This window comes from Salinibacillus kushneri, from assembly GCF_900111405.1.
Classification (GTDB): domain Bacteria; phylum Bacillota; class Bacilli; order Bacillales; family Alkalibacillaceae; genus Salinibacillus; species Salinibacillus kushneri.
In genome coordinates, this window is sequence record NZ_FOHJ01000004.1 from 279844 (window position 1) to 295166 (window position 15323).

Below are 15323 nucleotides of genomic sequence, written 5' to 3' on the forward strand. Positions count from 1 at the left end.
TTTCAAAGTTCCTTTCTCTATTACTCAGGAAGGATATAACACGTACTAATGCGATCCTCACTAATCCAGCTTTGTACGATTTCTTCAAAGTCTTCTTTCGTCATAGCATGTAACGTTTCATAAAGATCAAAATAATTTAAGCCTAGCTGGTGGTAATCGATAAATTGATTAGCCGTTCCTTCTAATGAATTTAATGTTTTAAGGAGATCCCCCATTTGTTTACGCTTCATTCGGGCAAAACTTTCCTCACACCATTGTTCAGTTTTAATTTTTAACAGCATCTCCTGTAATTTTGCTGATAGTTCCTTTGGTTTTTGGGTGTTTCCGCCTACAAAGGAAAATGCAAAGTTTTCTTCAATATGAATTTCGTAATCAAAACCATCTTCAATGAGATCTTCATTATATAATTCCTCATAGTAAGGACCACTCTTGGAAAATAAAGAGTCATAAACCATTTGGGTTACTAATTTTAATTTAGGGAGGTGATCATAGGTTAACTGGGACGGGTCTTCTTTTATCCCTACTAAGCATTTTGAAATAGAGATAGGCATATGAATTTCTTCTTCTTTCTTCGCTACCTGAACCGGTTCATCTGGAAAAGATCGTTTAATTTCTCCTGCTGGGCGGAAGGATTTGTTTTGTTGATTTTCTTTAATCTTTTTCATCATTTCCTCCGGCTCAAACTTACCCGTTACAAACAATATCATGTTAGAAGGATGATAAAATGTTTCGTAGCACGTATATAAATCATCCTTTGTAATTTTTTGTATGGAATCAACCGTCCCGGCAATATCAATTTTTACTGGGTGATTTTCATACATAGATCCAATCATACCAAAGAACAACCGCCAATCCGGCTGATCATCGTACATGTTAATTTCTTGAGCGATGATTCCTTTTTCTTTCTCAACGGTTTCTTCTGTAAAATAAGGATCCTGAACAAAATCTAAAAGAGTTTTCACATTTGCATCTACATTCTCTGTTGAAGAAAATAAATAAGCTGTACGTGTAAAAGATGTGAATGCGTTGGCAGATGCACCTTGCTTTGTAAATTGTTGAAACACATCACCATCTTCCTTTTCGAACATTTTATGCTCTAAGAAGTGGGCAATGCCATCTGGAACGGTCACATATTCATCTTTATCAAGAGGGGTAAACGTATTATCAATGGACCCGTATTTTGTGGAAAAAATGCCAAAAGTTTTCTCCATTTCATCTCTAGGTAAAAGATAAACATCTAAACCATTATCTAACGTTTCATAATATAGGGTTTCCTGAATTTGATTTAACGTTTTGGATTTCATTTATTATCACCTTCACTCGTTAAAAAGTAAATGGTATCTAAATCAACCTTTTCGGCAAAGGAAATTAAGTCCTCTTTCTTTACCTGTTCCACTCCATTAAACATGTCACCAGGGGATCGTTTTTGATCGGCTAAAACCTGATGGTACATGAGTTCAATAATTCCGACTGGATGATCAAAGGTTTCTTTTAGCTGATGAATGGTTAATCGTTTCGTCTCCTCGACTTCCGTATCCGTAAAGTTACCCTTTTTCATTTCCTCGAACTGCTTTATAATAATGTCTTTTGCTTTACCATATGCTTCAGGAGCAATTCCGCTAAATACAAGTAAAAGCCCTTTGTGACTTTCAAACCTTGAAGCAGCATAGTAAGCAAGCTGATGTTTTTCCCGAACATTCACAAATAATTTTGAATGAGGAAAACCTCCGAACAGTCCATTAAACACCTGCATGGTAAAATATTCAGAATCTTTAAAGGTTGTATTCGTTCGAAAACCCATATGCAGCTTACCCTGCTGTATTTTCTGCATTTCTGTCACTTCCTGATAGTTTTTCCTGGAAGATGTTTCTGTTACAATCGTCGGTTTATGAACAGGCTGTCTGTCAAAACTTAGAGCATTTTTCATTGCTTGCTTTGTCTGATCAACATCCACATCACCTAAAAAAAACACATCCATATGATCCTGTTTTAACATGTTATGGAAGGTATCATATAAATTTTGACCATCAATGGAATCTAAGTCTTCTAAGTAACCATGTACATGTGTTTCATATGGTTCATCCTTGCACATCTCATCAATTAAGCGCATGTTAGCATAGCTCATTTTCTGATCTTTGATGGATTCTATTTTTTGTCTAAGTGTATCCTTTTCTTTTTCAACGACTTCTGATTTAAATCCGTTTCCATCAGTATCTGGTTCAAAAAGAAGCTGTTGAACAAGCTGCAAAACCTCATCCATTAAGGAATCTTCTTCTGGTAAAAACTTTTCATTAACAAACGAAATACGAATGGTGATTAAATGATTTTCGCCCTTTTTAGAAACATCAATATTTAAATCAGCACCATATAATTCATCCAGTCTTGTTCGTAACTTTCTCTCACTAGGATATTGCCTGGTTCCTTTTTGTAAAACAAAAGGAAGTAAGGCTCGCTTTGTGGCTGTATCCCGTTCTAAAGGAGCGAGAAAACGAACAACCAATACATTTGTTTTAAACTTTTTAGTTGGAATTACATGTAATTGATATCCTTTCATATCAAGCTGATGTTCCACTAATTCAGCCATTCCTTTTACCTCCTTAAACATACAATCTCTCATTTAGCTTATCATGAAAAAGAAAAAGTATCCTTGTTAAAGCATTAAGATTGAAAAAGGCCCTTTACTGTAAAATACAATAAAGGACCTCTATTCTCATTTCATTTGATTCAATTTAAAGGTTTTCTGAACGCTAAACGAATTAAATGGTAAACTAAGCAGACCTTACACTATAAATAGGGTCCCTTGTTTAACATCTATGTTGGACAGTAAATTAATCCTTATTCAAAAGCGTTAGCGTTTCACAACCACCACCTTATGTTAAACACATGTTTTATACTCTTTTTCTAACGACGTAAAAGCTGAATTTATCTGCTCTAAAGAAATTTTTAGAGAATAAAACAGGCTCATCATTTTCATTATAGTGGATCTGTTTTAATAAAAGAAGAGATTGGTCCGGCTGACAATCCAGCAGTAAAGAAGCCTTTTCATGAAAACTAACGGGCTCTATTTTGGTTACTGCGTACATAATCTTCATTCCTGTATAATCTTCTATAACTTTGAGAAGTGAAGTATGCTTATGAACCCTTTCCAACGGGATATACTCAGGAATAATATGGTCAATACAATAAATGACTGGTGTGTCATTTGCTGTTCGTATCCGTTCGACTTCAACGATTTCTGATAATCTTATCTGATTAAACTGAATCTTATCTTCCTTTGAGGGTTCAATCACTTCAGTTGAAAGAAATCTTGAGCCTGGTTTCATTCCTGTTTGGGCAATCATATCCGTTACACTGTATAGTTGCTCAATTCCTGAGGAAAAAACAGACTTTTCTTTAACATAGGTGCCTAGTCCATGCTTTCTTATCACGATGTTATCTTCTTCTAAAATACGCAGTGCCTCTCTTAAAGTGGCCCGGGAAACACCTAATTGCTTTGATAATTCAAATTCAGATGGAAGTTTTTCACCTTCACGATATTTTTCCTTATCTATATCATCTTTAATTTGATCAATAACTTGTAAATATAAATGACGCGAATCATCACGAATCGACATTGCGTTCACCTCAAAAACACTTAATTAAACATATTAATCTTCACTAACTATATCATTATTCGACAAGCAATTAAACATTACGTTGAAAATTCATTAAGTATTTTTATATTTCATAATGATTAGCTCACATAAAATAAACGTGGAAACGTCCCATTAGCGATGTACGGACTGGATAAAAGCTCAGGAAATGGACGTGGCCATTTCTGTAATCATTTTTACCCACAGAGCCCCAATTTTATCATTTCCTATAACATAAAAAGCCTTCGCTGTGGAAGGCTTTTAAGATGTTTGTTCCTCTTCTACGTTACTTGCTAACACTTTTCTTGGCTTACTTCCTTCATAAGGACCGACAATTCCCCTATCTTCCATTGCATCAATGAGTCGGGCAGCCCGGGTATAGCCAATTCGAAATCTTCTTTGCAGCATTGAAACACTCGCACTTTGCATTTCTAAAACAAGCTGTACCGCATCATCATAAAGTTCATCATCTACTTCCTGTACGACTTCTGACTCTTCTTCAGGAATCATATCCTCCTGATATTGAGCCTTTTGCTGTTCAACACAATGATCTACAATACGTTCGACCTCTTCATCTGATAGAAAGGCACCTTGAATACGTGTTGGCTTAGAAGCCCCTACTGGAATAAAGAGCATATCCCCACGACCTAATAATTTTTCAGCTCCACCTGAATCAAGAATTGTTCTTGAGTCTGTTTGAGAGGATACACTAAAGGCTATTCTGGATGGAATGTTAGCTTTGATGACACCTGTAATGACGTCTACAGAAGGCCTTTGAGTTGCTATAATTAAATGAATTCCGGCAGCTCTTGCCATCTGGGCTAAACGTGTAATAGCATCCTCTACCTCACTAGAGGCGACCATCATAAGGTCTGATAACTCATCAACCAATACGACAATATAAGGTAATAAAGGCTGTTCCTCTTCCTCCGAATTAATGCTGTTCATTCTTTTCACATATTCGTTATACCCCTCTATATTACGTGTACCCGTTTCTGAAAATAAATCATAACGGCGTTCCATTTCCGCAACAACTTTTTTTAATGCTCTCGATGCTTTTTTAGGGTCTGTAACAACAGGTGTTAGTAAATGAGGAATGCCATTATAAACATTTAGTTCTACCTTTTTCGGATCAATCATCATCATCTTCACTTCATGGGGCTTCGCACGCATCAGAATACTTGTAATAATTCCATTTACACAGACACTTTTACCGCTTCCTGTAGCACCGGCAATTAACATATGTGGCATTTTATTTAATTCTGCTGTAATCACTTCACCAGAAATATCTCTGCCTAGTCCAAATAATAGTTTTGAAGGGCTGTCTTTTGGATAGGCATCCATAACCTCTTTTAAAGAGACCATCGCAATTTCCTGATTTGGAACCTCAATTCCAATGGCAGATTTTCCGGGAATAGGTGCTTCAATCCGCAAATCCTTAGCAGCTAAAGCTAAGGCTAAATCATCATGCAAATTCACAATTTTACTAACCTTAACCCCAGCGCTTGGATATACCTCATATTTGGTTACAGACGGACCTACGTGAACTTTGGAAACTCTCGCTTTAACACCAAAGCTTTCAAACGTTCTTTCCAGTTTACGAACCGTAGCCTGAATATGAGATTTCTCCTGCTGCTGTGAATTTTGAACAGGTTCTGCTAATAAGTCAGGAGACGGTAAAATATATTCGATATTCTCCTTCTCAGCTAACGGTAATGATTCATCTAATTCGGTTTGATCATCTTGTGATTCAGACGTATCCTTTACACTTTTAGTTTTTTCCGGCTTCGAATTGGTCTTCTCCTCTTGTGCATCGCCAGGATCTGGCTCATTAAAATCATGCGTATGATAGACTGCGTCAGTAAAATCTTCAATGATTGGCTCAGCTTCATTTTCTACTAAATTGGGACTGGCTTGTCCGGCTTGTCCCATCTCAATCTCAGGAGTAGTATCCTGTTCATTGGAAGCAGCTTTTTTTTCCAGTTTAGCCGCTTTATGTTCGTACCATTTTTGCTGGATATTCTGTTTATATTCCAATCCTTTGTTCCTGGTTTTTTCATAGATTTTTTTCAAAACATCTCCTAAAGATATTTGTGTCAGGAACAATATCCCAATGAGGAAACCGAAAACCGATAAGATTCGGGCCCCACCTGGTGAAAATAAATAAAAACTAAAAGCATAGAAGCTTGCCCCAATCAAACCACCACCTAAATAAGCTGCTTCCAAATCCCCGCTTAGATAGCCGGTAAAGTGACTCCAGGTAGTCTTAAGTATAGATGGCTCGGCTGCTGAAGCCATAATAGGCTCAAAGGTTTGTACATGGGTAAATAATAAAAGGGATGAAAAAATAATATAACCACCAACAAGTTTTGTTTGAAAAAATTGAGGCCATTTTCGCTTAACCATAATAGAAATGCCTAATCCAAATAGAAAAATAGATGGAATCACAAACCAAATGCCGAAAAATAGCCGCAATAAATGTTCAAGTCCTCGTGGTATGAATCCCGCACCAATGGCACTTATACCACTTGAAAAAATGGCGAGCGCTATAAATAATAAACCGAGCAATTCAAACTTTAATCCTCGCTTCATCGACTTTTTTCTTTTTCTTCGTTTTTTCTTGGCCATAGATGTTCACCTCATTATTGATACACGATTTATCTATTCAACAAACCATACCGTAGCAAATGACAATACTAAATCGAATAAGTCCGAAGTACCATTTTATTCATGTATGTAAAATATAAGCAGCCAAACATCATGGCTGCTTTTTCCATCATAACTATTATATCACAGTAGAGACTAGCTTAAAATCATGAACCGAACTTATAATCGGATACGAGTGCCTGGTGTGAATTGGTTATTTAAATAATCATTTGGATCTGTTGAAAGGGTTTGCAAAATCTCATACGTCCCGTCTTTTAAATCTTGTACCTTCATGACGCGATTTTCAACAGTTACCCATTTATACTGATTATATTCCTCCTCATCTGGCGGGAAGATATCGTGTTCACTTAAAGGAGTGTAAAGAATCATTGAATCACCTGACTTTCATTATCGTCATCCTTGTTTTTATCTATCATTTCGTTTAACTTTTCCATCGCTTCTTTCACACCACCAATTTCGTCAATGAGTCCATAATTTACGGCATCAGTGCCTACTACATTTGTGCCAATATCTCTTGTTAAATTCCCTTTTTCAAACATCAATTCCTTAAATTTTTCTTCCTCAACATTTGAATGTCGGGTTACAAAATTAATCACTCGATCTTGCATTTTATCTAAGTATTCAAAAGTCTGTGGTACACCGATAACGAGTCCATTTAATCGAATTGGATGTATCGTCATTGTTGCGGTTTCCGCTATAAAAGAAAAGTTGGTTGAAACGGCGATTGGAACTCCAATTGAATGACCACCACCTAATACGATAGAAACAGTTGGTTTGGAAATCGATGCAATCATCTCGGAAATGGCCAATCCAGCTTCTACATCGCCTCCCACTGTGTTTAGGAGTACAATTAATCCTTCTATTTTAGGATTTTGTTCTACAGCGATAATTTGAGGAATTAAATGTTCATATTTGGTTGTTTTGTTTTTAGGCGGTAATTGTACATGACCTTCTATTTGTCCAATAATGGGAAGGATATGGATGTTAGAATCAGGCGTTGCCGCTACGTTCGTTTGTCCCAGCTGCTGTAATTTTTGAACGAGACTATTGCTATTTTGATCATTACCTTGTTGTTGTCCGTCCTGATTCCCATCTTTTTGCGGATTTTGTTCGTTACTCACTCTACCTACGCCCCTTTTCTATATTTAGGTCTTATTATGACCGGCAGAGCGAATTCCCATGCAAAAAGCCGGCATAAAATACTGCCGGCTTTAATAAATTCCTTTTAATAAGCTTTCTAATTGTTTATTTTCTTCATCCGTTAACGGTATAATCGGCAATCTTACACTACCCGCATCAATGCCTTTCCACTTTAATGCAGCTTTTACAGGAGCCGGAGAAGGAGCTAAAAAGACTCCTTTCATTACAGGTAGTAAATGACGATGCAGCTTTGCTGCCTGCCTTACATTTCCTTGATCAAAGTAATTTAACATCTCTTGCATTTCGTTTCCGATAATATGAGCGGATACGGAAATCACGCCCTTACCACCAATAGCTTTTGTTGGGAGTGTGAGACTATCCTCTCCTGTATACAACACAAAATCATCATCCGTTTGTTCGATGATTTCAGCCATTTTATCTAAATCTCCACTTGCATCTTTAATAGCAACAATATTATCGATTTGTGACAATCTTACAACGGTATCCGCATTTAAACGGACGACCGTTCTGCCAGGTACATCATACAAAACAATGGGCAATGACGTCGAATCGGCTACTTTCTTAAAATGTTCATATAAACCTTGTTGACTTGGTTTATTATAATATGGGCTCACAAGCATGATTCCGTCTACACCTAATGGCTCCACTCTTTTGGTTAATTCAACAGAAGCCTGCGTGTTATTACTACCCGTTCCTGCAATTACAGAAACTCTTGAATCAACCGTTTTCACTACATGATGAAATAACTCTACTTTTTCATCTACTGATAACGTTGGTGATTCGCCTGTTGTTCCAGCCACAACCAAACCGTCAGATCCGTTAGCGATTAAATACTCGACTAATTCAGTAGTTTTGGAAAAGTCAATCCGACCATTTTCGTCAAAAGGAGTAACCATAGCCGTTAATATTCTGCCGAAACTCACGAAAAAGACTCCCTTCTCTCCTAATCTCACCCTAGTTGAAATGTATCATGTAATGCAGTGACTGCCTTTTTCAAATCATCCTCACGAATCAGAACCCAAATGGTTGTATGACTGTCAGCGGATTGTAAAATTTGAATTCCTTTTGAAGTTAAAGAACTAACGATTTTTGAAGTAACACCAGGGACCCCGGTCATACCGGCACCAACTGTAGAAACCTTTGCACAGTTCGGTACAGTCGCAGGCTTATATCCTAAATCCTCTAAAAGTTGAACAGCTTGATCCGCTGATGTACTTGGCACTGTATAGGTTACCCCATCAGGTGAAATATTAATAAAGTCCACTGAAATATTTGCCTCAGCCATTGTTGTAAAAACATCTTTATGAAGTTTATCTATATTGGCCTCTGATTTTACAGTAATTTGAGTAATATTCGATAAGTGAGCAATTCCTGTGATAAGACGATCCGGGATATCCTGGCCATTAGCCTCGGTTCTTGAAGATGTTACCAGGGTTCCTTCATCTTCGGAATAGGTAGAACGTATGCGAAGAGGTATCTCCGCTTGCATAGCAAGCTCTACAGCTCTAGGGTGAATCACTTTTGCACCTTGATGGGCAAGATTATTGATTTCATTATACGTAACCACTGATAATGGTCGTGCCTCTTCAACGATACGCGGATCTGCGGTCATTATCCCTTCAACGTCAGTGAAAATATCAACATAGTCGGATTTTAAGGCTGCTCCTAATGCTGCTGCTGTTGTGTCTGATCCACCTCTTCCAATGGTTGTGATTTCATCATGCTCATCTTTACCTTGAAAGCCCGCAACAACAACAACATCCTGAGTCTCTAATTCTTTTAGTATTCTTGCCGTTTTTACCTTTTCAATTTTAGCATTTGTAAAATCACTATTGGTTAAAAAACCAGCTTGTGCTCCAGTTAAAGCTGTTGCTTTTATATTTTGCTCATTTAGTTCATTTGAGAACACAATAGAAGATATGGTCTCTCCGCACGAAACCAATAAGTCCTTTTCACGATTTGAAATATAGGAATGTATGTCGTTCACAAGAGAAAGGAGCGTATCTGTAGCATAAGGATCTCCTTGCCTGCCGATAGCTGATACGACTACTACTACCTTATACCCTTCATCCATTGCTTTTTTTATATGGGAAATAGCGCTCTTCCTTGTATCTTTTGAACGTACAGAAGTTCCACCGAATTTTTGAACTACTAGTTTCATTGATACACCTCTACAACGTTATTTTTTCAACCAGTTATTTTCTATAATACTTTGAGCAATTTGAACAGAATTCCAGGCTGCACCTTTTAATAGATTGTCAGAAACAACCCAAAGGTGGAAGCCATTTGATTGATCCATATCCTGACGTATCCGACCAACAAACACATCTCTTTTTCCTTCTGCGCTTAATGGAGTTGGATAGGTTTGTGTGTTTGGATCATCTTCAAGTACAATTCCAGGAGCGTTTTGGAAAAGCTCTTTAATCTTTTCAACAGATGCTCCTCCCTGTTCCACTTCAACATACACACTTTCAGCATGTGATGTGAAGAATGGGAGTCGAACACAGGTTGCGGATACAGGTAATTCATTTAGGTGCATAATCTTTTTCGTTTCGTTTATCATTTTCATTTCTTCAAATGTATACCCATTATCCTGGAAAACATCAATTTGCGGTAATGCATTAAAGGCAATTGGGTAATGTTTTTCATCACTCTTAACAGGTAAGAGTTCAGCATTTACCTCATCACCGTTTAATAAAGCCTGAGATTGCTCTTTTAACTCTTCTACAGCTGCATTACCCGCTCCGGAAACTGCCTGATAAGTGGAGACAATCACTCTATTTATCCCAAAAGCTTTACGGATGGGTTCCAGTGCAGCTACCATTTGTATCGTTGAACAGTTTGGATTGGCTATAATCCCATTGTGTTCTTTAATATCCTTTTCATTTACTTCAGGTACAACCAAAGGGACCTCTGGATCCATACGATAGGCACTTGTATTATCAACAACCACTGCACCACGCTTCACTGCCTCGGGTGCTAATTTTTTTGAAATACTGCCACCTGCTGAAAATAACGCAATATCTACACCTTCGAAAGCTTCAGGTATCGCTTCCTTTATTTCAACTTCTTCCCCATTAAATGAAACCTTCTTTCCAAGAGAGCGTTTGGATGCTAGAAGAGAGATTTTATCAATTGGAAGATTTTGTTCTTCAAGTGTTTGAATCATTTTCTGGCCAACTGCTCCTGTTGCACCAACTACTGCTACATGATAGCTTTGTTGATTTTGTGACATTCATTTTCTCCTTTCCGTAATCAGTTAATCTTTTACTATTCATAATATTATAGATTAAAATTTTGCTCTAATCACAAGTTTACAATAATCAATTTTAAATTCAATCATAACCTCATTTATTAATCTCCATTCTAGCATAATGACGCTCTGAAAAGTATGGTTTTCCTTAATTTTCGTTAAACATACGCTGAATTAGAACCGGTTGATATTGTTTGCGTTCTAATGCACTTTCTACCGCTACTTGAAGCTGTTCCAGATCAGCAACAAGTGAATTCGGTTTTTTAAATGGATGATCCTGACCAAATGGAATAAAATAGAAGAATTGACTTGCCATTAGTCTCATTAAATTTACACCATTTAGTCCTAATGCATCATTTGTTGATATCCCTAATACGATTGGATTTTGATTTCTCATGGTTGCTTTTGCTGCCATTAAGACAGGTGAATCGGTTAATGCATTAGCAAGTTTACTCAAAGAATTCCCTGTTAAAGGGGCAATCACCATACAATCCAAAGGGTGCTTCGGCCCAAGGGGTTCTGCTTCAGGAATCGTTGAAATGACCTTTTGACCGGTAATCTCTTCTATTTTGCTTACATGATCAACCGCTTTCCCAAATTTTGTATCTACAAACTTCACTGTATTGGAAATTACAGGAACAACCTCCGCTCCTGCATCTACCAGGTTTTGAATTTGCGGAAAAATTTCATCATAGGTGCAATGAGAGCCGGTAACTCCAAAACCGATACGTTTACCTTTGACATCCATACGTCAAAACTCCTTTCTTATTGTTCATCTGTTAAAATTTGAGTAATGACACTGGCCAGTATATCTCCAGCTGTTTTTGGGGCCACAATTGAGGGTAAGCTGGGTGTAAGAATCGCTTTTACCCCTCTACGCTTTGCATAGCGAAAATCTGTTCCCCCCGGCTTAGATGCCACATCCAATATAATCGAAGTCAAGGGTAGATTTTGAATAACTTTAACATTAACAACTGGAGCTGGAATGGTATTCAAAAGAATATCGCAATCATCTACAGATTCACTGACATTCTTCATTTCAAACGATTCAAAGCCCATTTCATAAATACGGGCGAGATCCTTTTGACTTCGAGCTCCTACTTTGACTCTTGCACCTAAGGCTTGAAAGGTTCTGGCAATCGTAATTCCTACTCTTCCAAACCCAAGCACTGCAACTGTAGATCCATGTATTGTAAAATCTGTATATTGAATAGCAAGCATTAATAATCCTTCAACAGTTGGAATAGAGTTGTAAATAGCAACATCATCACGATTAAATAACGGAATTAATGTAAGATTTTTCTCTTCGCATAAGTTGGTTAAATACGGATTTGTAATCCCGGTAAATACCCGAGAGGATGGTGACAATTGGTCTAACCATTCTTTTGTTAACCTTGGGGAGTAATCGGAAAAATCAGTGTCTAAATACCCTTCCTGATCAACACCGCGTACAGGTAAAAGAACAGCGTCCAGTTCTTCGGGATTGATTTCTTCCATATTGGTTTTATTTACACCTGGAATCTCTTCCTCTAACTCGTCATAGCCAACTAAATATAAGGTTGCATCTGATTCACAAAGTTTTTTAATCACTTGCAGCTGCCTCGCATCCCCTCCAAGTACTCCTATTCGATAACCTGTTAACATGACAACACCTCACTATAGAGAACAGTTTATTTTAGTTAATTAGCCCAAATCATTTACGCTTTTATCGTATGACGGTTATTCCATAACGTGAATGGAATCTTCATGGAAAGGTTTGAAATGGGTTGTCTAATCGGAGCTAAAACGAAAAAAACCTTTGTTTTCACGCATATGTTATGCGGAAAACAAAGGTTTTTAATACCAGTATCTTTTTAATAGGAATCCTGAGAAGGCTTTACGACGACAATATCGTCACCTATTGTCTCAATTTCACTCCAATAAATTTTATCCTGCATTTCGCCCTTTTTAACACCAAACCATTTATAGTCCGGTATTAATATAGACTCAATCTTACCTGTTTTAGTGTCTACATCCAAATCTGACTGACCAAGAACACCCAGACGGGAGCCTTTTGTTACATCAATTAATTCCTTTCCGCTCAAGTCTTTAAATCTCATATCATTCCCCCCCTCCCACTTCCATACTATGCGAAGAGAGAGAAACTTATTTAATCTTTTGCAGAGATTAGCGCGCTAGAGTATGCCTGGTTAAAGGTTTGCTGAATGATGTTATTTATGGATTCATGATTGACTGCATCAATATGCTTAATAATATCATCAAGGGAACGATGACGTTTCAACAGCAGTTCGTTTTTACCATTGCGGCTCATACGACTGTTTGTACTTTCTAATCCAAGCATTAAATTCCCTTTTAATTGCTCTTTACTATTGTTCAATTCCTTATCTGTTAAACCATCTGTGATTAACTTTTGAATCGTGTCATGGATGGTTTCCTCCAAAACTTCCAGCTGGTCATTTCCTGTTCCTCCATAAACCGTTAAAAGGCCATCATCTAAAAAGGAACTATGATAGGAAAATACAGAATAAGCAAGACCTTTCGTTTCTCGTACCTCCTGGAATAAACGGGAACTCATACTTCCGCCTAAAACATTATTTACGACCACTAGGCTGTAAATATCATCATGTCCAACTGGCAAACCTTGATAACCCAGACAAAGGTGAGCTTGTTCTGTATCCTTCTTGCGCTTAAATTGCTGATGTAAAAAGGAGGGCTTCTCAAATTGGTTCTTCCCGCCTTTACGCTCAAAGGAACCAAACAGCTTTTCCACTTCTTTTATAAAGCCTTCATCCACATTACCTGCAACAGAAATCACAACATTTTCGGGACTATAATTTTCATCCATATAAGCATGTAAATCATTAGGAGTAAAGGAGGCTAATGTCTCCTCTGTTCCTAAAATCGGGTAACCCAACGGATGGTTTCCATAACTTGCTTCAGACAATAAATCATGGACAATATCATCTGGAGTATCTTCATACATTTTAATTTCTTCGTTTACTACCTTCTTTTCACGGTCCATTTCATCTTTATCCAAGGTAGAATGAAAGAACATATCTCCCAGGATATCCAGAGCATAAGTTGCATGCGTATCCATTACTTTAGCAAAATAACAGGTATATTCTTTAGAAGTAAAGGCATTCACTTGCCCTCCAATAGAATCAAAGCTTTCCGCAATTTCACGGGCTGATCGATTTTTGGTACCCTTAAACATCATATGTTCTATAAAATGGGAGATACCATTATTCATGTTCCCTTCATTACGAGAACCAGCAAGCACCCATATTCCAATTGAAACTGATCTTACTGTTGGGATTTCTTCTAAAACGATACGAAGTCCATTATCACATGTATATTTTTTAACCAAAATTCATCCTCCTATTATTGAGCATATTTCCATTACGATCGATTCTCTGTTAACAAATTGCCAACGGTACCAATTTTATAGTTTTTTTCCTTGATTTTCAAAATTAATTCTTCAAGTGTATCTTCCATAACTTCTGTAGGATGCATTAATATCATTGATCCACCTTCTAATTTAGGAACTACACGGTTCATAACATCCGATGGGCTGGGATCTTTCCAGTCAATAGTATCGATGGTCCACATAATGGTTTCCATATCATGCTGATCAGCTATATCAACAACATTAGCATTAAAACTACCTGCTGGTGGAGCTAATAGTTTAGGCTCTTTCTTAATAATGGAGTTAATAATTCCGTTTGTTTTGGTAACCTGGCTGGTCAGTTGTGATGAATTCATTTGACTCATATCTGGATGATTATAGCCATGACTTCCAATTTCATGACCTTCCTCATCAATCATTTTTAACAGGTCCACATTCTCCTGTGCCCACTTTCCATCTATAAAAAAGGTCGCTTTTATGTTATGTTTTTTTAAAATTTTCATCATGCTTGGAATGTATTCTTCTCCCCAGGAAACATTAATTAAAAAAGATACCATATTTTTCTCAGGATGCCCACGGTACACAGGGGCAGCTGGAAGGTCTTCAAACTTTACTTCAGGTTGTGTTTCACTAAATACTAATTTATTTTCGTCAAACTCTCCTTGTTTCTCCATGTTTAAGTATGATTTATCCAAATTAACCTTTAAGCCGTTTAGTCCCGGCATTTTTTTCCAAACCTTATCTATTTTAGCATCTTGAGGTTTTACCTCATATTCTGATGCTTTTTGTTCAATTTCCTTATACAGCGGATCATTTTTATCCACTGAGGAAACAGATATATTCTCAATCACCGAAACATAATCTTTAGTAAAGGAATTTTCAAAAAAACCGTATGATAGCATTACCAATCCAACAAACAAAAGCCCCTGCATCCAAAAACGCCGCCTCATAAAACCCCCCCTCCCTAAACCCTATGAAAAACATGTCCTATGTAGAACCGAAAAGCGGAGGTGACTGGTCAGGTCTGGTGGGATAAGCCAGAGACATGGAGTGGCACGTTTTTTTCGCCACGGAATGGCTTTGGCTTATATCCGCTTAGACCTAGGAGCCGCAGCTGGACATAGAAAAGCGAAGGCGACTGGGCATGTCCTGCCATACAAAAAAGACAATAAAAAAGAAACTGGCAGGCCAGCTTCTTACTTAA

The 15323-nt window shown here is 37.4% G+C and carries 14 protein-coding genes; all 14 read right to left on the minus strand.

The window, feature by feature from the left end; translation table 11 throughout:
• Positions 1-20: 20 nt before the first annotated feature.
• The 14 genes from yfmH to BMX63_RS08055 all read right to left on the minus strand — a co-directional run bounded on the left by yfmH (position 21) and on the right by BMX63_RS08055 (position 15069).
• Entirely contained in the window at positions 21-1304 is a 1284-nt protein-coding gene (yfmH, locus tag BMX63_RS07990; RefSeq protein ID WP_093133835.1) for an EF-P 5-aminopentanol modification-associated protein YfmH, read from the minus strand.
• The gene (gene yfmF / locus BMX63_RS07995) at positions 1301-2584 is read right to left on the minus strand and encodes an EF-P 5-aminopentanol modification-associated protein YfmF (protein ID WP_093133838.1); all 1284 of its coding nucleotides are present in this window, start codon (positions 2582-2584) and stop codon (positions 1301-1303) included. The genes yfmH and yfmF overlap by 4 nt, the downstream gene beginning before the upstream one ends.
• Before the next feature lie 304 nt (positions 2585-2888).
• Positions 2889-3614 (minus strand): GntR family transcriptional regulator, encoded by a 726-nt coding sequence (locus BMX63_RS08000; protein WP_093133841.1) that lies wholly within the window; start codon positions 3612-3614, stop codon positions 2889-2891.
• A 279-nt stretch (positions 3615-3893) separates the two neighbouring features.
• On the minus strand, positions 3894-6260 hold the full coding sequence (locus tag BMX63_RS08005) for an FtsK/SpoIIIE family DNA translocase (RefSeq protein ID WP_093133844.1): 2367 nt from the start codon (positions 6258-6260) through the stop codon (positions 3894-3896).
• Between the two features lie 198 nt (positions 6261-6458).
• Positions 6459-6668: a YlzJ-like family protein gene (locus BMX63_RS08010; RefSeq protein WP_093133847.1), complete on the minus strand. Its 210-nt coding sequence runs from the start codon at positions 6666-6668 to the stop codon at positions 6459-6461.
• On the minus strand, positions 6665-7420 hold the full coding sequence (locus BMX63_RS08015; protein ID WP_093133850.1) for a ClpP family protease: 756 nt from the start codon (positions 7418-7420) through the stop codon (positions 6665-6667). The genes BMX63_RS08010 and BMX63_RS08015 overlap by 4 nt, the downstream gene beginning before the upstream one ends.
• Before the next feature lie 90 nt (positions 7421-7510).
• A complete protein-coding gene (dapA, locus tag BMX63_RS08020) occupies positions 7511-8383 on the minus strand; it encodes a 4-hydroxy-tetrahydrodipicolinate synthase (protein WP_093133853.1) in 873 nt (290 codons plus the stop codon).
• A gap of 26 nt (positions 8384-8409) precedes the next feature.
• Positions 8410-9621 carry an aspartate kinase gene (gene dapG / locus BMX63_RS08025; RefSeq protein ID WP_093133855.1) on the minus strand — a complete coding sequence of 404 codons (1212 nt, stop codon included), beginning with the start codon at positions 9619-9621 and terminating at the stop codon, positions 8410-8412.
• Positions 9622-9639: 18 nt separating this feature from the next.
• Entirely contained in the window at positions 9640-10695 is a 1056-nt protein-coding gene (gene asd / locus BMX63_RS08030) for an aspartate-semialdehyde dehydrogenase (protein ID WP_093133858.1), read from the minus strand.
• Between the two features lie 166 nt (positions 10696-10861).
• Positions 10862-11461: a dipicolinate synthase subunit B gene (gene dpaB, locus BMX63_RS08035; protein ID WP_093133861.1), complete on the minus strand. Its 600-nt coding sequence runs from the start codon at positions 11459-11461 to the stop codon at positions 10862-10864.
• 17 nt (positions 11462-11478) lie between these two features.
• Positions 11479-12357 (minus strand): dipicolinic acid synthetase subunit A, encoded by an 879-nt coding sequence (gene dpaA / locus BMX63_RS08040; protein WP_093133864.1) that lies wholly within the window; start codon positions 12355-12357, stop codon positions 11479-11481.
• A gap of 209 nt (positions 12358-12566) precedes the next feature.
• Complete coding sequence (locus tag BMX63_RS08045) at positions 12567-12812, minus strand: YlmC/YmxH family sporulation protein (RefSeq protein WP_093133867.1); 246 nt, start codon at positions 12810-12812, stop codon at positions 12567-12569.
• Between the two features lie 50 nt (positions 12813-12862).
• Entirely contained in the window at positions 12863-14080 is a 1218-nt protein-coding gene (locus BMX63_RS08050; protein ID WP_093133869.1) for a M16 family metallopeptidase, read from the minus strand.
• Positions 14081-14112: 32 nt separating this feature from the next.
• Positions 14113-15069, minus strand: coding sequence for a polysaccharide deacetylase family protein (locus BMX63_RS08055; protein WP_093133872.1), 957 nt, complete (start codon positions 15067-15069; stop codon positions 14113-14115).
• Between the last annotated feature and the right edge of the window lie 254 nt (positions 15070-15323).

Excerpts from the sequence above, each read along its gene's own strand:
- yfmH (WP_093133835.1), bottom strand. The coding sequence starts at position 1,304 with ATGAAATCCAAAACGTTAAATCAAATTCAGGAAACCCTATATTATGAA.
- yfmF (WP_093133838.1), bottom strand. The coding sequence starts at position 2,584 with ATGGCTGAATTAGTGGAACATCAGCTTGATATGAAAGGATATCAATTA.
- BMX63_RS08000 (WP_093133841.1), bottom strand. The coding sequence starts at position 3,614 with ATGTCGATTCGTGATGATTCGCGTCATTTATATTTACAAGTTATTGAT.
- BMX63_RS08005 (WP_093133844.1), bottom strand. The coding sequence starts at position 6,260 with ATGGCCAAGAAAAAACGAAGAAAAAGAAAAAAGTCGATGAAGCGAGGA.
- BMX63_RS08010 (WP_093133847.1), bottom strand. The coding sequence starts at position 6,668 with ATGATTCTTTACACTCCTTTAAGTGAACACGATATCTTCCCGCCAGAT.
- dapG (WP_093133855.1), bottom strand. The coding sequence starts at position 9,621 with ATGAAACTAGTAGTTCAAAAATTCGGTGGAACTTCTGTACGTTCAAAA.
- asd (WP_093133858.1), bottom strand. The coding sequence starts at position 10,695 with ATGTCACAAAATCAACAAAGCTATCATGTAGCAGTAGTTGGTGCAACA.
- dpaB (WP_093133861.1), bottom strand. The coding sequence starts at position 11,461 with ATGGATGTCAAAGGTAAACGTATCGGTTTTGGAGTTACCGGCTCTCAT.
- dpaA (WP_093133864.1), bottom strand. The coding sequence starts at position 12,357 with ATGTTAACAGGTTATCGAATAGGAGTACTTGGAGGGGATGCGAGGCAG.
- BMX63_RS08045 (WP_093133867.1), bottom strand. The coding sequence starts at position 12,812 with ATGAGATTTAAAGACTTGAGCGGAAAGGAATTAATTGATGTAACAAAA.
- BMX63_RS08055 (WP_093133872.1), bottom strand. The coding sequence starts at position 15,069 with ATGAGGCGGCGTTTTTGGATGCAGGGGCTTTTGTTTGTTGGATTGGTA.